18 protein-coding genes are annotated in these 20,955 nt (G+C 65.1%); 8 read left to right on the top strand and 10 right to left on the bottom strand.

The features are described from left to right. Positions 1-6 precede the first annotated feature (6 nt). The 6 genes from AWB89_RS06640 to AWB89_RS06615 all read right to left on the bottom strand — a co-directional run bounded on the left by AWB89_RS06640 (position 7) and on the right by AWB89_RS06615 (position 7,815). On the bottom strand, positions 7-861 hold the full coding sequence (locus tag AWB89_RS06640) for a class I SAM-dependent methyltransferase (RefSeq protein ID WP_158089809.1): 855 nt from the start codon (positions 859-861) through the stop codon (positions 7-9). A 171-nt stretch (positions 862-1,032) separates the two neighbouring features. Then, positions 1,033-2,292, bottom strand: a complete 1,260-nt coding sequence (locus AWB89_RS06635) for a glycosyltransferase family 4 protein (protein ID WP_085172354.1) — start codon at positions 2,290-2,292, stop codon at positions 1,033-1,035. Positions 2,293-2,307: 15 nt separating this feature from the next. Continuing rightward, on the bottom strand, positions 2,308-4,440 hold the full coding sequence (locus tag AWB89_RS06630) for an acyltransferase family protein (RefSeq protein ID WP_241520436.1): 2,133 nt from the start codon (positions 4,438-4,440) through the stop codon (positions 2,308-2,310). A gap of 402 nt (positions 4,441-4,842) precedes the next feature. Beyond that, positions 4,843-5,529, bottom strand: a complete 687-nt coding sequence (locus AWB89_RS06625; RefSeq protein ID WP_085172350.1) for a DUF1361 domain-containing protein — start codon at positions 5,527-5,529, stop codon at positions 4,843-4,845. Positions 5,530-5,652: 123 nt separating this feature from the next. After that, entirely contained in the window at positions 5,653-6,684 is a 1,032-nt protein-coding gene (locus AWB89_RS06620) for a hypothetical protein (protein WP_085172348.1), read from the bottom strand. A gap of 126 nt (positions 6,685-6,810) precedes the next feature. Then, the gene (locus AWB89_RS06615; RefSeq protein ID WP_085172346.1) at positions 6,811-7,815 is read right to left on the bottom strand and encodes an SGNH hydrolase domain-containing protein; all 1,005 of its coding nucleotides are present in this window, start codon (positions 7,813-7,815) and stop codon (positions 6,811-6,813) included. A 554-nt stretch (positions 7,816-8,369) separates the two neighbouring features. On the opposite strand from AWB89_RS06615, the gene AWB89_RS06610 reads away from it, so the two are divergent. From AWB89_RS06610 to AWB89_RS06595, 4 genes are all read left to right on the top strand, one after another. After that, positions 8,370-9,464, top strand: coding sequence for a GHMP family kinase ATP-binding protein (locus tag AWB89_RS06610; protein ID WP_158089808.1), 1,095 nt, complete (start codon positions 8,370-8,372; stop codon positions 9,462-9,464). Then, positions 9,449-10,087 (top strand): SIS domain-containing protein, encoded by a 639-nt coding sequence (locus tag AWB89_RS06605; RefSeq protein ID WP_206601243.1) that lies wholly within the window; start codon positions 9,449-9,451, stop codon positions 10,085-10,087. The genes AWB89_RS06610 and AWB89_RS06605 overlap by 16 nt, the downstream gene beginning before the upstream one ends. A 197-nt stretch (positions 10,088-10,284) precedes the next feature. Then, the gene (locus AWB89_RS06600; protein WP_158089807.1) at positions 10,285-11,331 is read left to right on the top strand and encodes a glycosyltransferase family 4 protein; all 1,047 of its coding nucleotides are present in this window, start codon (positions 10,285-10,287) and stop codon (positions 11,329-11,331) included. 50 nt (positions 11,332-11,381) lie between these two features. Next, on the top strand, positions 11,382-11,969 hold the full coding sequence (locus tag AWB89_RS06595; protein ID WP_085172342.1) for an HAD-IIIA family hydrolase: 588 nt from the start codon (positions 11,382-11,384) through the stop codon (positions 11,967-11,969). Between the two features lie 11 nt (positions 11,970-11,980). Here the strand turns inward: AWB89_RS06595 and AWB89_RS06590 are convergent, their stop codons facing one another. From AWB89_RS06590 to AWB89_RS06580, 3 genes are all read right to left on the bottom strand, one after another. After that, positions 11,981-13,036, bottom strand: coding sequence for a glycosyltransferase family 2 protein (locus tag AWB89_RS06590; protein WP_085172341.1), 1,056 nt, complete (start codon positions 13,034-13,036; stop codon positions 11,981-11,983). 9 nt (positions 13,037-13,045) lie between these two features. Further along, a complete protein-coding gene (locus AWB89_RS06585) occupies positions 13,046-14,014 on the bottom strand; it encodes an SGNH hydrolase domain-containing protein (protein ID WP_085172339.1) in 969 nt (322 codons plus the stop codon). A gap of 100 nt (positions 14,015-14,114) precedes the next feature. Next, positions 14,115-15,170 (bottom strand): FkbM family methyltransferase, encoded by a 1,056-nt coding sequence (locus AWB89_RS06580; protein WP_158089806.1) that lies wholly within the window; start codon positions 15,168-15,170, stop codon positions 14,115-14,117. Between the two features lie 141 nt (positions 15,171-15,311). Here AWB89_RS06580 and AWB89_RS06575 point away from each other — a divergent pair, with 141 nt between their 5' ends. After that, positions 15,312-16,904 (top strand): GMC oxidoreductase, encoded by a 1,593-nt coding sequence (locus AWB89_RS06575; RefSeq protein WP_085172335.1) that lies wholly within the window; start codon positions 15,312-15,314, stop codon positions 16,902-16,904. Next, positions 16,904-17,815, top strand: a complete 912-nt coding sequence (locus tag AWB89_RS06570) for an NAD-dependent epimerase/dehydratase family protein (protein WP_085172333.1) — start codon at positions 16,904-16,906, stop codon at positions 17,813-17,815. The genes AWB89_RS06575 and AWB89_RS06570 overlap by 1 nt, the downstream gene beginning before the upstream one ends. Before the next feature lie 43 nt (positions 17,816-17,858). On the opposite strand, the gene eccE is transcribed toward AWB89_RS06570, so the two are convergent. Next, positions 17,859-19,079 (bottom strand): type VII secretion protein EccE, encoded by a 1,221-nt coding sequence (gene eccE / locus AWB89_RS06565; RefSeq protein ID WP_085172331.1) that lies wholly within the window; start codon positions 19,077-19,079, stop codon positions 17,859-17,861. 178 nt (positions 19,080-19,257) lie between these two features. Between eccE and AWB89_RS06560 the strand changes: the two genes are divergently transcribed. Both AWB89_RS06560 and AWB89_RS06555 read left to right on the top strand, forming a co-directional pair. Further along, positions 19,258-19,878 (top strand): hypothetical protein, encoded by a 621-nt coding sequence (locus AWB89_RS06560; RefSeq protein WP_142280358.1) that lies wholly within the window; start codon positions 19,258-19,260, stop codon positions 19,876-19,878. A gap of 80 nt (positions 19,879-19,958) precedes the next feature. Continuing rightward, positions 19,959-20,954, top strand: a complete 996-nt coding sequence (locus tag AWB89_RS06555; protein WP_142282474.1) for a GNAT family N-acetyltransferase — start codon at positions 19,959-19,961, stop codon at positions 20,952-20,954. The last annotated feature ends 1 nt before the right edge of the window (position 20,955 follow it).

Raw genomic sequence — 20,955 nt, 5'->3', positions numbered from 1 at the left:
CGTCGATCATCTTTCGCCGAGCGCGCGCCCCGCAGTTCGGTGTCCGACGACGGTGTAGAGCGGTACCGGCAAGGTCACCCGATGCCGGGTGGAGAGCTGTTGGTGATAGGTGACAGTCGATGATTCGAAACCCAGCGCCCCGATCAACCGCTTGACAAGTTTGGGGCTCAGCGTCCACCACGTTTCGTCGGGCCTTCCCGTCTTGGGGTTCGGCTTGAAGCGCATGGCCGGGCGCTGGAACATGTCGAGCATCTTGAGCGGAAACACGTCTCGCGGAGACAGGATGTCGGTGACGATGACCGTTTCCCGGGTGAGGCGGCATGCATTCCACAACGCCTGGAAGGGGTCGCGAAGGTGCAGCAGGATCGAGCCGAAGGTCGCGACATCGACCGCCCCGATCTCCTCGGGAACCGAATAGGCGGACGTATATACAACTTTGGCCCGGGAATTGAAAGCGCCATGCGCCAGCCACCAGGCGTTGTTGATCTTGCGCATGTGCGCTTTGCGGGCCGAGTCATCTTCTCGCGCATCAGATCTGGCGAACGGAACGATGTCCCAGGACTGTTCCTCGGACAGGTCGACCCCGACGACGTCCGCCCCGCGCCGCTCCATCTCAAAGCAGAGGAACCCGTTCGCGGTTCCCATCTCGAGCACTCGTTTTCCGGCGAGGTCGACCCCGCCGAGATAGCGGTCGACCCCCTTTCTCAAATCCCATTCGCCGTTCATCGTGCCGTAACCCGGGATGTCGATGGTGTGGTAGAAGAAGCATGACTCGGGGTCCGTGACGGTTCGGGGTGGCGCGTAAATCGACGGTATTGGAGCGTGATTCGTTGTCGCAAGGTTGTCGCTCAGGACGTCCACGGTTTTGTTCCTCCTCGTTGGAGATGGGTGATGGGCTTTCGTCGTTGTGCAAGCGTGTTCAGTTGTCGGCCGCCGCTCCGCTCCGCCGGCGTTGGAACAGATGTCGGCGGTGAGCATCTGTGGCGTCTCGAACGCGAACCGCACCCCGGTTCACGGTCACACTCGCGGTCTTCATTCGGGCACTCGCGTCCGCGAGCCAGGGGTTCGCGTTTCGAGCACGTCGTGGAACATCCGTTCCCACGCCCCCACGACCACGTCCGAGGAGTACGCGATTGCCCGGTCGCGACCCGCCTCTCCCAATCGGGCGCGCAAGGGCGCGTCGGCGACGATGCGCTCGAGCGCGTTGCGCAATGCCGCAACGTCGCCCGGCGGCACCTGGATCCCGGTAATGCCGTCCTGGACCAGCTCGGCCAACCCGCCGACCGCCGACGCCACCACCGGCTTACCCGCCGCCATCGCCTCCGCGGCGACCAAGCCGAAGGGCTCCGGCCACACCGATGGCACCACGGCGGCAAGGCAATGGCCCCAGGCGCGCAGAACCTCCTCGCGAGGGAGGACATCGTCGGCGACGATGACGCCGGGGGGAAACGAGGTCGGGGTGTCGAATCGCCGGATTCCGGCCAAGACCAACGGTGGCCTGTTTCGAAGGCCTGACCACGCCTCCAGCAGGACGTCGATGCCTTTGTGGGGTCCGAGTGCGCCGGCGAACATGAGGTAGTCGCCTTCGGGGGGCACGAAGGCCGGACGTGGTCCTCGTGCGGCATGAAATGCCTCGTCGGGAACGAATGGCGGGATTACGTCTATGCTCTGGCCGCGACCGGCCACCAACGGGGCCGAGGCGTCAGCGACGAATCGGCTGTTCGCGACGTAGCGATCGACACGCCCGCGCCACGGCTTCATCGCCGCCAGCCCGGTGGTGAGCGCGAAACCCTTTGCCGCGCCGTATTGCTCGCGTGAGCACGAGAGGCACTTCGTGTACGCGGGGCCCGTGCACACGCTGCCGCGGTGGACATACCCGACCCTGGGGCAGACGAAGCCGTAATCGTGCAACCAAACCACCAGCCGCGTTTTCGCCGACGGCAGCAGTGGCAGCAGCGAGTACAACAGCCAGGAGTGCACGTGGACGATATCCGGCTGCCGCTCCTCGATCAGCCGGGCGATCGCGCGGACCAGGCCCGGATCGGGAAGCGTTGGGTGGAAGGGTTTTTCGGGGTCGACATAGAGCGAATTGAGGACGCGCCCCCACCCGGCCATCCGGTGTACTCGTACGTCGCCGTCGCGCTCGGTGCGCGGGCCCTTCGGCCCGGCCAACGTCAAGACGTCGACTTCGTGACCCCGGCGCGCCAGCTCCCGAGAGAGCAACTGCACGGCGAGATCACGGCCCCCGACCAGCGGGGGCGGGTAGCAGTCCGTTGCCTCGAAGATCCTCATCCGATGTCTCCCGACCTAGGCAAACGCCGGTTCCAGGGCCTCACCGACTGCGCCGGTCAGATAAGCCGCATACGATTTGGTGAAGTGGAACCGCTCGTAATACACGCGTATGTCGGCGATGACGGGCTCGCAGCGATCCGCGCACACCCACGGCACCGTCGGCACGTACAGCGCCCCGGCGGCCGTCGCGGCGGTTTGCTCGGCGTCGAGATTTCCCGACGGGGTGCCCTGAGATCTCGGCACGCTGCACTCTTGAACCGCCGTGACATGTGCCGCCAGGCAGTGCGCGTCGTCTTGCTCCCACGACGGAATGTCGCCGAGCATCGCGAACCGGGTTCCGGGTTGGGCCAGTTCCCGGAAAGTCGAGGCCCAGCCCTGCTGCCACTGAGCGGCGGCCGGCTGGCTGCCGTCGGCAAGCATCTGCAAGCTGGCACCGGTCGTGATCACCAGATCCGGATGCAGGCTTCGAATCGCGGCTACTGCGCTTCGATGGAACTGATAGCACTCGTCGTTCGGCGCCTGGGTCTGATACGACATGAAATGGAGATCCAGGGCCGGACAGCTGTTCATGTAGAACGTGCGCAACTTATAGCCGTACTTCGCCGCCACGCCCTCGAGCGCCGCCCCCCACATCCATGCGCGGGAATCTCCGAATGTGACCATGAGCTTGCTGCCGTGCTCAGACCCGGCCGCGCACTGCCCGAATTCATGCCCCAACTCCGACTTGGAGAAGTCGACGAAATCGGGGGGAAGCGCGATCTGGTAGCAGTCGAAGCGTCCCGTGACCTTTGCCAGGTCAGGTTTGGTCAGCGACGCCGCCACGGCGTTGGGCAGGACTTGGAGGTGTTGGGCCGCCTTGACGGCTTCCAGGACCTGCGCCTGCCCCGCTGGTGGCGATTGCGGTGAGCGTGTGGTCCAGGTTCCGTCGTGCGACGCAATCTGCCGCTGTGCTATCCCGATTGTCACCAGCGTCAGGGCCACGCCGATCGCCAGAGTCAATTGCGTACGAGACCTCAGGATGGGGGAGTTGCGCACGGGATTCTCTATCAGCCGAAACGTGATTGCCGACGCCGCGACCGCAGCCAGGAGCAACCCCGAGTTTTGCCACAGACTGAGATGGTGCCCGGCATACCGGGCGGCGATCACGAGGATCGGCCAATGCCACAGATAAAGCGAATACGATCGCGCCCCTAACCACTGCATCGGGCGGACGGACAGAACGCGGCCGACGGCCGTCTGCGGATTGCCGCATCCGGCCCAGATCAGCATCGCGCTGCTGACCGCCGGGAGGGCCACCGCGCAGCCGGGATACGGCGTCGATGAGTTCAAAAGCACTGCGCTGGCTGCGATCCCGGCCAAGCCCAACAGCGCCGTAGCCTGGTGGACCGACCGAGGTGCTCGTGACACCACGGGTCCGAGCACTGCGATCAGGGCTCCCAGAGCGAGCTCCCAGGCGCGGGTCAGCGGAGAAAAGTATGCCCAAGTCGCATTCGACGACGTCTGAAGAACCGACCACGCAAGGGAGGCGCCGACGACCACCAGCAGCGAGGCGGTGAGCACGGCCCGCACATCGCGGTGCTTCGACAGGCGAACGATGACGGCCACCAACAGAAACAGGGTCGGCCAGGCGAGGTAGAACTGCTCCTCGACGCCGAGCGACCACATGTGCTCCAGGGGGGAAGGTGGCAGTCGCGATCCGAGGTAATCGGTTCCCAGCAACGCGAAGTGGATGTTCGCGGCGAACACGGCTGTCCATTTCGCGTCGTTGGCGACTTCGTTGCCGGAGATGAAGCCGAGCAGGTGATAGGTCGCGAAGACGGTGACGAGCACGGTGAGGGCTGCCGCCGGAAGGATGCGCCGCACTCGCCGGGCGTAGAAGCGCCAGAGGGAGATTCGGCCATCGTTGACCTGCTCGTGGAGGAGCAGGCCCGTGATCAAGAATCCGGAAATGACGAAAAAGACGTCCACACCGGCGAACCCGCCGGTGAAGGGTTTACCGTAGCCGTGAAACAAGAGCACGAGTCCGATCGCGACGGCGCGCATCCCCTCGATGTCCGGTCGGAACCGATCGCCGTGAGGCTTCGCCGGCGGGTTTGTATCGGGGGCTCGCGATCGACGGTCGACGGCGGCATCCAGCGATGCGACCACCGCGTCGCAGTTTGCCGTCGCCCTGTGCGTCATCGCGCTCGCGGAATGGACTTCGCCGGCGAGGGACTTGTGGCCGGATGCCGCTCCGGATTTTCGGTCGTCTGTGCCGGCATCCGCGGCCGCGTGATCACGAACGGCATCTGCTCCTCCCAGGGTAAGCAGGGGACCACAGGTGGTCCGTCGGTCACCGCGGCCCGTGAGTCCGGGCCCTGCGCGCATATACCGATGATGCGCTTAAACGCTCACAGTACATTCATTTTGTCTCAAATAGTGCCGAATCGCAAACCAATGGTTTCTTGGGGTACGCGCCGACCGCGGGCGATATCGCGCGGCGAGCGGTAAGCCAACACCCGGGGGCCTACGGCTCAACGCCGCCGCATCAGGGCAGTGTGCCCGCCACCGTCACACCAGGTCAGGCCCGATGGCGTCCGGCGCGGACTCGTCCGCGGGCACCGCGGCGCGTGGTGGCCAAAGGGACCATAGCGTCAGGTAGGCCAGCCCGAACAAGGCCCCGACGGCCAGCGCCAAACCGGTCGGCTGGACGTAGGTCAGCGGCGAACGCACCCAATCGAGCGTCGTCGCCGCCACGGCGCCCGGCTGCGTGACCAAATCCCATGAGTTCCAGCGCTGAAACCGACCGATCACCACGCCGACAGCGCACAAGCCGATCGAGACGACTACCGCGATCCACCCGGTCAAAGCGCCGAAGTCCCGCTCAATTCGCCGACACACCAGATGCACCGACACCACGCCGAGGATGACGCCGGTCCATGCGGCAACCCCGTATTGCATGACATGCCGCCACATTTCGACGTCGCGACGCAGGTGCACGAGGTCGGTCATCAGATACGGGGCATTGGGCAGGAACGCCAGCCACAGCAGCCCGACCGGGACCAACCAGATCCGTCGGCGCACCACGCCGAACGCGGCCGCGAAGAGCACCGGAATCCATGCCAACGCCAGATTCCACACGAAGAACCGGGTGGGATAGCTCGCGGGCGGGAACGGATCGGTCACACCCAGCACGAGTGTCAGTCCGGTGGTGGCCACCAGCGACGCCACCAAGATCACCCGGCGTGCAGCTGTCATGAGTGCAGTTTGCCAGTCACGGGCGAGAGGCTGCGCGCAACCGGGCTGGATGTGGGCGACGTCCAAAACCGCCGCGCGCGCCGCACGCCGATGACAATGCTTGGCGCACTACGACTTTGACGATCAATGGCCTAACCGGACCGGGAACGTGGAGAACGGCTGGCCGATGTCTTGGCGCAACTGCCGCCGTTGGTCGAACAGGCCTGTCTGCATGTCTTTCGTCGTCCCGAAGTCGTAGGCGGACCAAGCCAGCGCGCCCATACAGCGGGGATCGTTGTCGATCATCACGCGCACCGCGTTGTAGTAGGCGGCGCGCTCCTCGGGTGACGACGTATTGGTGATGCCGAATTCGCCGATGATCATCCTTTTGTTGGCGCTGGTCGGTCCTCCGTACGCCTGGAGCGAGTCCGTGGCCTGCGGCAGGTAGTAGACGTGGAAGTCGAGAAAATCGCCCAGGTAGTCGGTGAAGTAGTCCTGCGTCCATGCGCTCCTCGTCGTCACGCTGCGGGAATAGGTGATGGGAAGTCCGACCGACCGAACGACGTTGCCCAACTCGGTCAGCATTTCGGCGACCGGTTCTGGCTGGTTGTACGTCCAGCCCACCGGCAGCAGTGGCTGCGACGCCTCGTTGACGATGTCGACACCGATGACGTTGGGGTAGCTCTTCAGCAGTTGCGCGAGCTGGCTGTAGGTCTCGGTGGATTGCGCCCACGTGTACCGGCCCCAATGACCCAGATCCCCGCCGCAGGCGTAGACGAGGAGCCCGAGCGATTGGGCGTGGTCGAGGAGCTGTTGCCATCGGGCGAGGTACTGGGCGAGGGTGATGCTTTCTAACGCCATGACCAGCGTATTACCGAAGACCCGGACCGCATTCGCGATCGTGGCGATGTCTTCCAATTGCGGCGCAATGAGACCGTGCCAATCCCAGACACCCCAAAGCGAAGCCCAGATGTCGTTGCCGTCGGCGGCTGTGGTCCGAGTGAAGCTGTTGACGAGGTTGACCCCACGAAACTTGGCGCCCGGAGAGATGCCCGGATCGCTCAAGCTCTGCGCATTCAGGATGGCCGCGGCCCCAACGGATCCGGAGAGCGCGCCGACGGCCGCGACGCCACTCGCGCCGTGCAGAAACGTCCTGCGCGAAATGTTGCGCGTCATGCGGCGATCGTCCTGCGAGCCCGGCGGAGCCTAGCAGCCAACAGCCGTGTCACGGGTTCGCGCCTCGTGGGGTCTTGACGGGTGACAGAGCCGATCGCGTTCCAGGCGAAGGTTCATCGTCGGCCCCTAGGTGAGTGCCGGCTGGAGTGCCTCACCGAGTGCGCCGGTGAGGTAGACGGTGTAGGCGTTGGTGAAGTGGAATCGGTCTTGGTACACGCGGATGTCGGCGATGACGGGTTCGCATCGTTCGGCGCATACCCAGGGCACGGTGGGGATGTAGAGGGCGTGGGCTGTGGTGGCCGCGGCTTTTTCGGCGGCGAGGTTTCCTGAGGGGATGCCTTCTGATTGGGGCACGCTGCATTGTTGGACTGCCATGACGTGGCCGGCCAGGCAGTGTGCGTCGTCGTTTTCCCAGTGGGGTATGTCGCCGAGCATGGCCAGTTGTGTTCCGGGTTGGGTGAGTTCCTTTAGCGTTGTCTCCCAGCCTTTTTGCCATTGAGCAGGGGTCGGCTGGCTGCCGTCGGCGAGCATGTGGGTGCTGAAGCTGGTCACGATGACAAGATTTGGGTGCAGCTTTCGGATCGCGGCGATCGCGCTTGGCCGGAATTCATCGCAATCGGCGTCCGGCGTGCGCTTCTCGTACGAAAAGAAATGGAGATCGAGAGGCGAACAAGCCGCCATGAGGAAGGTGCGGAGCTGATAGCCGTTCTTTGCGGCGATGCCTTCGAGCGCCGCCCCCCACATCCGAGCGCGCGAATCGCCGAATACCACCATGAGTTTGTTGCCGTGCTCAGCGCCGGACGCGCACTCTCCGAACTCTGTCCTCTTCGGGTCGACAATGTTGTCGGGAACCCCGACGACGGGGTGGCAGTCGAAGTGCCCTTTGGCCAACGGCCAGTCAGCTTTGGTCAGGAAGCCCACCGAGTCGGGCAGGGTGTCGATGGTTTGGGCCGCCTTGACGGCTTCCCGAACCTGTGCCGCCGTGGCAACGGTCCGGCCCGGGTTCGTCGAGGCGCCCTGCGGGACGGCCGGCGTGTTCGACGTCGAGCAGGCACTCAGTACGACGGCCGCGGCCGCGATCCATCGCGCGGCCCGGTTTCCTCGCCGATTCCGAATCCCGAAAGTTGTCATAGATTGCGACCCAGTTCATAGCTCCGCGGCTGAACGCGCCGACCCAACGACGATACGCCCGGAAGCGTAGCCTTACATACCTATTTCCGGGAAACAAGCCGAAAAGCAGACTAGTGGCCTCTCGATCCGCGCCACTCAGACGGCCGCGGCGAGGGCGCGACCGGGACCGGCGATGCGTCGGACGGCAGGCCGCGCGCCGCTGCATCCCCGCCGTGCGTGCCATGCTCAGCAGGCTGTGAGACCGCCGACCGGGAGGCCACGGCGGGCCTACGGGTTCGTGTCAGCACCCAAGCAAGGGCCGATACCTAGAGTTGGCTATTGCCCTGCTAGACATTTAAAAAGTATGTATACTCTCGATTTGTGCCTATAGTCGGTACGGACGTCTCGAGCGGTTCGACGACCGCTCCTAACAGGCCTACGGTCGCGAACGGCGTGCCGGTAGGCGGTGGGTACCGCCTGCGGACAGCCCTCGACGCGAGCGGTCCCGCGGCCCTCGAATCTGCTGTCGCCGTCGGCAACGACTAACCAAGGGATCAAAAATGCCCGCACATACTGTGACGGCCAACTATTGGTTACAGACGAACAGCGGTCTGTGCGAGCGCGACAGGCGGCGACCGGCCCACCGGGTCCGTTCGCGTGCGCCGCTACGGATCGGCCTTGCCGGGGGCGGAACAGACGTGGCGCCCTATTGCGACACCTACGGCGGCATCGTCCTGAATGCCACCATCGACCGGTATTGCTACTCGACCCTGGAAGAGACCCAGGATGGCGCCATTGAGTTCCGTGCACCCGATATTGAGGTCACCGAGCCTGCCGCTGCCGGGCCGAAGCCGGCCGGCCCCTCACCGCTGACCCTTCACCAAACCATCTATGACCGCCTGACTCGCGAATTCGATCTGGGCAGGCCGGGTGTTCGGCTGACTACGGTGTCGGATGCGCCTCCTGGGTCCGGCCTGGGCTCGTCGTCGGCCCTGGTCGTTTCGGTGGTGGAGGCGTTTCGCGAGTTCTTTGCCTTACCGCTGGGCGAGTATGACGTCGCCCGGCTCGCGTTCGAGATCGAGCGCAACGACTACGGCCAGGCGGGCGGAAGCCAGGACCAATACGCGGCGACGTTCGGTGGGTTCAATGTGATGGAGTTCGGGCCTGCCGGACGGGTTGTCGTCAATCCGCTGCGAATCAAAGAGGCAACCCTGCGGGAACTGGAGGCCTCGATTGTTCTGTTCCACACCGGGGTTTCGCGCAAGTCCGCCGAAATCATCGAGCGTCAGACCACCTACATCTCAACGGGCTCGGCGTCGCAACTCGCAGCCACCCATGAACTGAAGGAAGAGGCCATCGCGATGAAGGAGGCCCTTCTCAAGGGGGATCTGGTACAGCTCGCCGGCGTTCTCGATCAGGGGTGGCGAATGAAAAAGAAACTCGCCGAGGGCATTTCAACTCCCCGCATCGAGCATTGCTTTGATGTCGCCCTCGCGGCCGGCGCTCTGGCGGGAAAGGTGTCAGGCGCAGGGGGTGGGGGATACGTACTGTTTCTCGCCGACCCGGTCCGACGGCCAGCGGTCATGAGGGCTCTCGGTGACTTGCCCTTCGGGGCGCTACAGCCAGCACATTTTGTATCGGAAGGAGCGGTAGCGTGGTCGCTGCGGTGAACACTGAGATGCTCGCTTTCATCGATGGGGAGCTAACCAAGACCCGGGTCAGCCTGGACGCCCTGCAACATCCGCAATACCAAAAAACCTTGATGGACATTTCCTGCCAAATAATCGCATCGTTGCGGTCGGGCGGGAAGGTGATGTTCTGCGGAAATGGCGGTTCCGCGGCAGATTCGCAGCACCTGGCCGCAGAGTTGGTCGGGCGCCAGAACTACGACCGGGCGCCCGCCGCCGGGCTTGCCCTGACCGTCGACACTTCGGCCCTCACCGCGCTCGGCAATGATTACGGATATGAAACCGTTTTCGCCCGGCAGGTCGAAGCGCTCGGCCGCGAAGGGGACGTTCTGATCGGAATTTCGACCTCGGGTCGCTCTGCGAACGTCGTGCGGGCACTCGAGGCGGCGAAGGCCAAGGGCATTGTCACGGTGTCCTTCACCGGTGATCGTCCCCGAGACATGGGCATCGCCGAATATCAGCTGAACGTGCCGGCCGACGAAACCGCCAAGATCCAAGAACTCCACATCCTTTGCGGTCACATAATCTTCGCGCTCGTGGAACGCGGCCTCTTTCCCATCGCTCGAAGTTCGGATTCCCGGCTTCTGGCCGGCACGGGCCGGTGAGCGTGGCCCCGGTTTCTAGTGCGGCACACATGCGCAATGGGGCGAACCCGTCTGCAAAAGTGAGCGGGGTCCGACAGGCGGGGATCAGCGGTGGATCAGACGACGTCATGGTCGTGGGCCCGGGCGCCCGTTTCCTCTCTGCCGTCGGGTATCACAACGCCGCGATAGCCAGGGCCATTGCGCGGCGCGGGGATTCCGTGAGCGCCCTGCTGATCAGAGATTTGTGCCCGCGTCGCTTCTATCCCGGACGGGACAGAGTCGGAACGTACGGTCCCGAGGCCCTCCACCTCGACGGCATCCCGACATGTGAGGGTCTCGATTGGTATTGGGGCCTGTCGATCTATCGTTCGATCCGGTTTCTCGCGCGTCGGCGACCGAAGGTCGTCCTGCTTCAGTGGTGGGCGGCCATGACTGGCCACAGCTACCTCGCAGTGGCGTTGGCCGCTCGATTGTTCGGCGCTCGCGTGGTGCTGGAGATGCATGAAACAACGGACGTGGGGGAGGCCGCCGTTCCCTTCGTCACCACATACGCCCGTTTATTGATGCGCCTCCTGGCCCGGTTGATCTCCGGGGTCGTTGTTCATTCGAAGTCTGACATCGATGTGATGCGGCAATTTTATCCTTCGCTGCGGCGACTGCCTTTCTCCGTGGTGTTTCCCGGACCGCTGGACGACGTCGGCGTCGGCAGATCCACTGCGAAGGACAGAGTGCGGAGCGACGAGGACCCGGTGAGGTTTCTCTTCTTCGGTGTCATTCGTCCGTATAAGGGCATCGATGAACTCGCGGAAGCCTTTTCGTTATTGGTGAACAGCGGCGTGCGCGCTCATCTCACGGTGGCCGGCGAGCCTTGGGGTGGCACAGAGGAGGCGTTGGAGACCATCCGAAATACCGGTGCCGACAACCACGAGATGTTTTTTGGTTTTCTTCCCGAGGAGCACGTCAGAGAATTATTCGCGCAAGCCGACGTCATAGTCGTGCCCTATCGCCGTGCCTCGGCGTCCGGGCCCGTCAACCTGGCCATGGAGGCGGGGCTTCCTCTGGTCACCACAAAGGTGACCGCGCTCCTGGAGGCCTGCCAGGACTACCAGGGCGTCTTCTTCGCCGAAGTCGGGGATCCGATCGGACTGCGCGATGCGATGCTGCAGTCCATGACGAAAGTCGGCGTGCGCTTTGACAATCCACACAGCTGGGATGCCAACGCCGATTGCTACGCCGATTTCTTTCGCGAGATCGCCGGGGGGTAAGGGTGCGATCGAATCGGTCTCCTCGATGGTCGGGCAACAACGGTTGATTCATGCTTCGCTACCTACGCCGTGACGCCGATTCGTCGCCTCGACCCGCGCTGTTCTTGGACCGCGACGGGGTCCTGAATCGGCATATCGCCGACGGGTACGTCATCGAGCCTGGTGACTTCGAGCCGATCGACATCGCCCTCGAAGCGGCCGTCGCCGCTCAAACAGTCGGTGCCGCAGTGGTTGTCGTCACCAACCAGGGAAGCATCGGCAAGAAGAGGGCCACCGAGTCACAGGTGATGGTTATCCATGGCCTGCTTCTCGCTGCGCTCGGCGCTCGTGGGATCGCTATTGACGCAATCTATGTATGCCCCCACCACCCGATGTCCGCCGACCCGGCCCAGAGGGATTGCCACTGTCGAAAGCCCAAACCGGGTTTGATTCTTGCCGCGGCGCGCGACCTGAACCTTGACTTGGCCAGGTCAATGTTGATTGGTGATCAGCCCAGCGATATCGCGGCCGCCCGCGCCGCCGGTATCGCCCCGGACCGGGCCCTGCTAGTCGGGCCGACCGCCCGGCCAGATTTGGTCAGGTGCGTCCAGGAGAAGTTGGTGCAACCGGAAAGCCTTGTGGGCCTGCGGAGTCGCTAACCGGCGATCGATCATGCGTTTCCCCCCGCGAAGGTGCCGGCACGACCGGCCAGCCCATGTGTCGCGAGGTGACGCCGCGACGGTAACGCATGGCGTCCCCTGGCTCTGACGAAGGCTTCCATATCCGTTCTCGCCAGGGCACAGAGAATCCCGACGGCGGCGACCGAACGCATGCTGGCTCCTCCCGATCGAAATGCCGTCGAGAATGCGCCGGTGGCCGCTCCCCAGTTTCCTTCGATCAGTTCGATCCGTCCTCGGGCTATCCACGCTTCCTGGTTCTGCCGAGAGGCGTCCAGACACGCCGCCTCTTCCAAAGACGCGGTAACGCTCGGTGGGAGGCGGTCGCGGACGTCCGACACGAACGCCTTCAGAAACGCGGTCCTGTCGTTGGTGTTGTCGAGCCAGCCGCGTGTCGTCACCTGCGTCGAATGCCGGCGCCAATAACCGACGACCTCAGGCGCAGGGGCAAACCTACCGGCCATGGCGAGCCGGAGCCAGGTGGGAAGGTCAACATAATTCGTGTTCGCCGGTTGCCAGAAGCCTCCGACCTCATCGAGGGCGGTTCGCCGGATCATCACCGTCGAAGCGTTGATGAAGTTGAGGCGGACCAGGGCCGGAAGGATCGAGCCAACCGGGTCGTTGCGGGCGACGGCGCCGCGAGGTTTGTGCCAGTATTTCGCGTAGGTCACCCCGTTCTCATCCATGAGACCTGCTGGCCCGTAGCTGAGTACAACGCCAGGGTCGGCGAACAGGGGCAACTGCTGCTCGATTTTGTGATCCGGCCACGTGTCGTCACCGTCCAAGATCGCGACGATCGGGCTTGTCGCCCGCGCCAGTGCCGACGCGTACCCGCGCCCGAGCCCACCGATTCCCTCATGAGGTCTCCGGATGACGATGATTCGCGGATCCCCGAAGGACTCGGCGATGTCCGGAGTGCCGTCCTCGGAGCCGTCGTCGACGATGATCATCTCCCAGTCGGGATTTGTCTGCCGGAGAACACTTTTAATGCAGGTCCCTATGAACGCGCCATGGTGATACGTCGCCGTGAGAACGCTGACAGACGGCACTTTTGCCTCCTAGGTGAGCGCCGGTTGGAGGGCCTCACCGACCGCGCCGGTCAGATAGACCGTGTAGCTGTTGGTGAAGTGAAATCGATCTTGGTAGACGCGGGTATCGGCGATGACGGGTTCGCAGCGCTCGGCGCATACCCACGGCACGGTGGGGATGTACAGCGCTCCGGTTGCGGCCGCGGCGGCCTGTTCGGCACCGAGATTTCCCGACGGCATGCCCTCGGCTCGGGGCACGCTGCACTTCTGGACCGCCGTGACGTGGGCCGCCAGGCAATGGGCGTCGTCGGTTTCCCAGTCGGGTATGTCGCCGAGCATCACCAACCGCGTTCCGGGCTGGGCCAATTCGCGCAAGGTCGACTCCCACCCCGTTTCCCACTGGGTGGCGGTCGGCTGGCTGCCGTCGGCCAGCACATGGGTGCTGAAGGCGGTCACGATCACCAGATCCGGATGGAGCTTCCGAATCGCGGCGATGGCGCTCGGACGGAATCGGGAGCAGTCCTGGTCCGGCGTGTGCTTCTCATAGGAGAAGAAGTGAAGATCCAAGGGCGCGCAGTCGCCCATGTGGAAGGTCCGCAGCTGGTAGCCGTCCTTTGCGGCGATGCCCTCTAGCGCCGCCCCCCACATCCCGGCCCGCGAATCTCCGAAGGTCACCATCAGCTTGGTGCCGTGTTCCGCACCGGCTGCACACTGCCCGAACTCCGATATGGAGGGGTGGAGAAGATCGGCGGGAAGGCCTACCTCCCGGGCGTCGACCTCGTGGCAGTTGAAGTGCCCCATGGCCATCGGCCAGTCCGCCTTGGTCAGGAAGTAGCCCACGGAATCGGGGAGCGTGTCGATGTTTTGGGCCGCCTTGACGGCTTCCAGCACCTGCGCCGTCGTGGCAACGGTTCGGCCCTGGTTCGCCGAGGCGCCCGGTGGGACGGCCGGCGCCTTCGACGTCGAGCAGGCGCTCAGAACGACGGCGACGACCGCCATCAGCGCCGCCGCGCGCGCACTAACAGCTCTTGTCGGGGAAACTGTTGACGCACAATGGTTTCGGGTCATCACCGGACCTCTGATGCCGCGGCGTCAATCTCTAGGGGAGGGCGAGCGGTTGGCGGCTGAGGAGTACATCGGCGGCATGGGCACGGGTCTCGCGCCAGCCCCGGTGAGAGAAGTCGCGGTATGCCGCCTCGGTAATCGCCGGGACCTTGTCCTCGTACACCCACCGATAATCGTTGTGTAGGTCGTAGACGTGGAAACCTTGGTCCTGGAACGGCTTCAGCGTGGCCTCTATTTGCGTCCTCACCTCTAGGGCCACCACCAGGTTGGGATGGGTGAAGTCAGCGGCGATCTGCGGCGCGATGGCCGTTTCCGCGCCCTCGACGTCCACCTTGATGAATGAGACCCGCGGAGCGTCGGCGCCCACGATGGCCGCGAGCGTGTCCGCGGTCACGGCCGTGGGAATCCAGGTGCTTCCCGTGAAGCGGCGGTCGAAGTCGCCCTTGACCGGGGGGCTGAGCCGGGAGAACGCGTCAACGCGGGGATGCAGGTAGAAGGTGAGCTCGCCCTTCTCCGCGGCGCAGGCCGCCTGGACGACGTCGACGATCCGGTCCACCCCGTTGAGCTCGACGTTGGCCCGCAGCCGCCGCGCGGTGTCGGGCGCGGCCTCGATCGCGATGACCTTCCCGGACGGCCCGACGCGCTTGGCGAACAGGAGGGTGAAGTAGCCGATGTTGGCGCCCGCGTCGACGCAGACGTCGCCCTCCTGCACGTGCCGCAGAATGAACTCCGAAAGCACCGGTTCGTAGGTGCCGCGAAAGCGCAGGCAGGCAGTGATGATTGAGCTGTCCTGGCCGGCTACGAACTTGGTTCCGTAGATCGATTCGACCGGCGTCTCGCCCGGCTCGTTGCCGAGCGCCGTGAGCAGCCGGCTGCATCGGTCCACGAAAACCCTCTTGGCGAGCATCGGCAGGTGTTCGTTCGCAACGCATGCGCGCATGGACCCGACCAGGGCATGGCTCGCGCGTCGCTTGGTCGTGTCGAGAGCGGGCATATTGCTTCCCAGGGTCTCCGTTGCTTCTACGTGGCGCGGGCGTGGTGGTGACTGATAGTCGCCGATTCGCCCGAAAATCATCTGTTTAGTCAGCATAACACGTGACAGCCAAACTAGAAGAAGCTTAAAATGCGTGAAAAGATACGATTGATCCGCTGACGGAGCTAGAGGCATACCCTTCGCCGTGCGCCGCACGACGTCCCCACATCGGATCGTGGCGGGTCCTGTGGAGGTCCGATGGAGATTGTGATCGTGGGATCTGGTCCCTCGGCTGCTGCGGCCGCCCTGGCGCTCGACGGTGTCCGCGAGGCGGCAATCACCGTTCTGGATCTGGGCGCCGAGCTCGAGAGCGCGCGACAGGACGCCCGGGCGGCCATGGCGAGCACGTCGCCGGACCGGTGGAGTCCGGACGACCTGGACTTGGTCTCCTCGCTTCCGCAAGCCGCGGCCCCGGGTCAGCTTCCGGTGAAGCAGATCTACGGATCGAACTTCGTGTTCGCGAACGCGGGCCAACTCGATGACATCGACGCGGACGGTGAAGCGAACCCGCTGGTGGTGTCGGGGGCCTACGGCGGGTTCTCGAACACGTGGGGGGCGCAGATGATGCCGTACTCGACGGGGACGTTCAAGACCTGGCCGATCTCACGCCCGGATCTGGAACCGCACTATCGCGAAATCCTCAGCCAGATTCCGTATTCGGGCGAGCACGACGACCTCGAGGAAACCTTTCCGCTGATGGGCGCGCCCGACCATCTGCCCGCCGTCACCGATCGCACGTCGTCGGTGCTGCGGCGCTACGAACGGAACCGCATCGCAGTCCGGCGGCATGGGGTGACCGTTGGGCTTGCGCGCCTGGCGTTGAAGGGATCGGCATGTCGCCGTGTCGGCCTCTGCATGACCGGCTGTCCCTACCAGCTCATCTACTCCGCGTCGCAGACTTTCGATCGCCTCAGGGCGAGGGGCCGGGTGGACTACCGATCCGGCATGCGGGTTGACCGCATCGAGGAGGACGACGCGGGCCGTGTGTCGGTTCACGCCACCGAAGTCGACACCGGACAGCGCCGGGTTTTCGGTGCGGATCGGGTTCTGGTCGGGGCCGGAGCGATCGGCACGACGAGGATCGTTGCGGGCTCTCTGGGGCTGACGAATCGTTCCATCAGATTGGCGGAATCCGTGCAGTTCATGACGCCGTTTTTGTCGTTGAGGCCGGTCGCCGAGCTGACGCAGGCCGGCGAGTTCACGCTCAACCAGTTCAATCTCTTCGTTACCTTCGACAGCGACGGCAAAGAGGCCGCACTGGTGCACTGCTACCCGTACAACGACATCATGTTGGCGGCCCTCCCGGGCGTCTTGACCTCCGGCTCGCTCAGCGCACTCACCGGGACGGGTCTTCGGCGCCTGACCGTCGGCCTCGGCTACCTGCCCTCGTGGGCCTCGCCCCCTGTCGAGCTGCGTATCGGTCGAGCGACGACTGACGGTTCGCTACCGCCGATCCGGGTGACCTCAGGCCGCAACGACGCGACGCAGCCGATGCTGGAACGGGTGCTGCGGCAACTGCGGCGTTGCGGTCGAGCGCTCGACCTGCACCCCATACCGGGTCAGACCAAGCTCGCGGGCGCGGCGAAGAGTTACCACTACGGGGGATCGTTCCCCATGCAGGCGAAGCCTTTCGGCCGGTTCGCCAGCGACTCCCTTGGTCGGGTAAACCCTTGGCGCAACGTACATCTCGTGGATGCCTCGGTGTTTCCGACGGTCGCGGCCACCACGTTCACGTTGACGATCATGGCGAATGCGCACCGCATCGCCACCGAAGCCCTAGGGAGAGCGTGATGACGTCGCAGCGGGTAGCGATCACGGGCGCGACGGGTTACCTCGGATCCGTTTTGTCGGATCATCTCTCGAATCGCGGCGACGAGGTGATCGCGCTGACGCGCCGCCGTCCGCAAGGCGCGGCCAGCGAGTGGCGCCACTTCGAACTCGGTCGAGACGTCGACCGGGCAATTCTGCACGACGTGGACACGCTGATCCACGCCGCCTGGGTTCTGAGCGGCAAAGACACGGGCCAACTTTGGCGCGAGAACGTGATCGGTTCGCGCAGGCTGATCGAAGCCGCCGCGACCGCCGGCGTCAAACAAGTCGTGTTCGTTTCCTCGATGTCCGCCTATTTCGGGACACGACAGGCCTATGGCTTGATGAAGCTGGCCGTGGAACGCACCGCCCTCGATATGGGTTGCGTCGTGGTCCGTCCCGGTCTGATCTACGGAGAGTCGCCCGGCGGCATGGCGGGCACGCTACGGAAAATCTCACGCCTCCCGCTTTGGCCGCGGTTTAAATCGGCGAAGCTCTTCCTGGCGCACGAGGACGACGTAGCCCACGCAATCGCAACGGTCATTGACCACTACGACGAGCTGTCCGGCGAGGTCATCGGGCTGGCCAATCCGCGGTCGGTCGACCTGCCGTCGATCTTTGCGGGCCTTTCGCCCGAGCAGAAGCGCCGGACCAGCTTGCCGGTACCCGCCGGCCCGGTGATGGCCGCCCTGCGCCTGCTCGAGGTCGCCGGCGTCCCGTTTCCATTCCGTTCCGACTCACTGCTCGGGCTGATCGAGGCCGTCGATGTGCTGCCCGGTCAGGAGTGTCTGGCACGGCACGGCGTTGATTTCCGAAGTGTCGGATCCCGCCCCCAGCCGCAAGTGGTCCGGCGGATCGGGCGCCGCAAAACCGCCGTGGAACTCCAGGTTTGACTGTGGCGCAAACGGATTAGACCCGGCCCGGGTCACCGGTCGGTCACACCATTGCAGCCGGGGTGAGCGAAGGCTCCGATGGCTCCGGTACCGCGTCCAGCTCTGCCGCATCCATCTCTGTTGAGCCCAAACCCATTTCGAGTTGTTCGTCGACCCGCAGCGCACGCGACGGCACCACCAGCGGCGGCCGCTGCGCCGGGGCCGGCAGGCTCGCCCGCGCGGCGTTCAACTGACGGCCGATGAGGCGATTCAGCCCATCCACCGCACCTTTCCCCAGCGGCTCGGCGCTGTGATAGCGCACCCAGGCCGACATCTCGGCCCGGCCGTCCGCGTCCGTGAGCCGGAGCGTCACCACGGTTGCGTCGGTATCGAGCAGCCACAACCGATCTAGCGTCTCGGAGCTGATATCCCGCGGCGAAACCCAGAAGCTGGTGACGTACCCGTCGAAATGCTTGAGATGACGCAATCCGGGCCGAATACGAGCCGGCTCCAGGCCCGCCATGATGGCGGTGTCCACGTCGGCGAGCTCAGCCGCGGTCAAAGGCCTTGCTGCGCAGCGCTTTCCATTCAGCGCGCCAGCGAGCCGCTCCGTGACCGCCGCCACGGTCGACACGACCGAGTCGCGCACCGCCACCGCCGCGACATTGCGCTGCGGATCCATCCGCAACACCAGCCAGGTACCGCGTTCGGTCACCGCGAGTCGGTCGTCCACCGACGACGTGGCCGATGGGTCGGCGACCTCGGAGACCTGCCGCCTTCGCACCGAAACGATGTCGATGGCGTCGAGGCGGACATCGAACTGGCGTAGCCCCGCCGCAACTGCCTCCACCGGCAAGGTCGGCGGCGGCACCCCCTCGCCCTGATGCCCCTGCGGTGGATCCGGCGGAGTCATTGCGATCACCGCGACCAGGTGGCCCTGGTGCTGGCGGACCCCGAGCACGTCGCGACCGAAGCGGCGCCGGTGATCGATCGCCGGCGTGCATCCCGGGCTCGGTGCGGCCTCCGCGCCGGGCGACGAGTCTCGCGGCTCGGCGGACCACTCCCACACCCACCGCGCCACAGCTGCGATGACCGTGACTCCGCGGTAGGTGAGCACGATGGCGATCGTGACCAGTGCCGCAACGGCGATACCCGCCCACCACACGGTGGAGCGGCCCGGCGCCGACAAGCGATTGGCCACGGTCAGCACCGCGACGTCGATCAGCAACGCACAGGTGATCGATGTCCACGACAGGTCCAGCCCGAGCGGGCGCTGCGCCTTCATCGGCGCCTCCGAGAGCGCCCTCGCACCGAAAAACTTAAAGTCTGTCCACACCTATCCGATGATACAGAAAGTATTGTACATTGGTATATCACTAGGTAAGCCGTATGTTACGGGCGCCCCAATGTTGGCTGCGACGTCAACGCAGCGGCAGCGGTGGCCTATCCATGAGGAGCGGCGTATGTCGTTCTCGTTCACAGTCCCACTGCGAGTGGCGGTCGCCGCCGGGTGCGTCGTCGTCGGTGCGACCGCGGGGTGTTCTCGCTCGCCGGATATCACGCCGGCCGCACCGGCAGGTTCGGCCACCGTCGCGATGCTGCCGTTGGCCGCAGCAAGCCAGGCCGAGTCGATGCCCGGCCTCGGGGCCACCCGGGCCGCCTGGGACGACTCGCACACGCCGAACTACGCGGCCGCTGATGCTTACGGTCGCGATCCCAGCCTGCCGGAGTACCTCGCGCATGGCGGTGTTGTCTACAACGACGTAGCCGACCTAGGTACCGGGAGGGTCCGGTCCTATTCCTTGAACATGCATACGGTCGACCGATTCGAGGTTCTGCGGCGCGTCTGGCAGGAGCTACCTCACGACGCGACGTTCGCATGGGATCTCATGCGCGACCACTGTTATCGCGTCGCGTTCAACAGCGCGAGCCTGCGCGCCGCCGGGGATTTCATGGCGGAGGTCCAGGTTCAATACGTTCAGGCGGACGGCAAGAAGGCGACGAGTTCTGACCGCTTCAACCAAGCCCTGTTCTGGCTTGACCCGGCCGGTTCGCCACCCGACTATGCCAGAGGCTGCGGGTAGTAGGTCGCAGCGTCGACGGCGCCTGGGCGCGCACGCACCGAGAGTTGTCGTCCCGCGCCGAGACTCCGCGACCCCGTAGGATTGTCGCGGTGGCCGAACTGACCGGCGCGCGGGCAGAGGAGCTCGCGAGGATGGACGTCTTCGCGGGCTGTCCCACCGAGGACCTGGTGCCGTTGGCGGCCCGCCTCCAACCGCTGCGCGCCGCGGCCGGCCAGGTGCTGATGCGGCAGGGCGAGCGGGCCGTGTCCTTCCTGCTGATCTCGTCGGGCACCGCCGAGATCCACCGCGTCGACAGCGACGGCGCGGTGATCGCCGGACAGGTGTCGCCCGGCACCATCGTGGGCGAGATCGCCCTGTTGCGGGACATCCCGCGCATCGCGACCGTTACCACCGCCGAACCGCTGATTGGCTGGATCGGCGACAACGACGCGTTCACCCGGATGTTGCACCTGCCCGGGGTCATGCCCCGGCTGCTGCGCACGGTGCGCCAGCGCATCGCCGCGTTCATCTCGCCGATCCCGATACGCGTGCGGGACGGGACCCATCTGATGCTGCGCCCGGTGCTGCCCGGCGACGACGAGCGGACCGTTCAGGGCCACATCCAATTCTCCAGCGAGACGCTGTATCGGCGGTTCATGACGGCGCGGGTGCCCTCCCCGGCGCTGCTGCACTACCTTTCCGAGGTCGACTACGTCGACCACTTCGTGTGGGTGGTCACCGACGGCGACGACCCGGTGGCCGACGGCCGCTTCGTGCGCGACGAGCGCGATCCGACGATCGCCGAGATCGCCTTCACCGTCGCCGATGCCTATCAGGGCCGGGGCATCGGGAGTTTTCTGATCAGCGCGCTGTCGATCGCGGCCAGGGTCGACGGCGTCGAAAGGTTCTCCGCGCGAATGCTTTCCGACAACCTCCCGATGCGCACCATCATGGACCACTACGGCGCGGTCTGGCAGCGCGAGGACGTCGGCGTCATCACCACCATCATCGACGTGCCGCGCCGGCTGGCCTTCGGGCGGCACCTGGCCGATCAGATCAGGCGCGTCGCCCGACAGGTGATCGAAGCGGTCGGCTGAA

Source organism: Mycobacterium paraense (assembly GCF_002101815.1).
Lineage (GTDB): Bacteria > Actinomycetota > Actinomycetes > Mycobacteriales > Mycobacteriaceae > Mycobacterium > Mycobacterium paraense.
The sequence above is the reverse complement of the archived record's forward strand: the minus strand, read 5'-3'. Positions and strand labels throughout refer to the sequence as shown.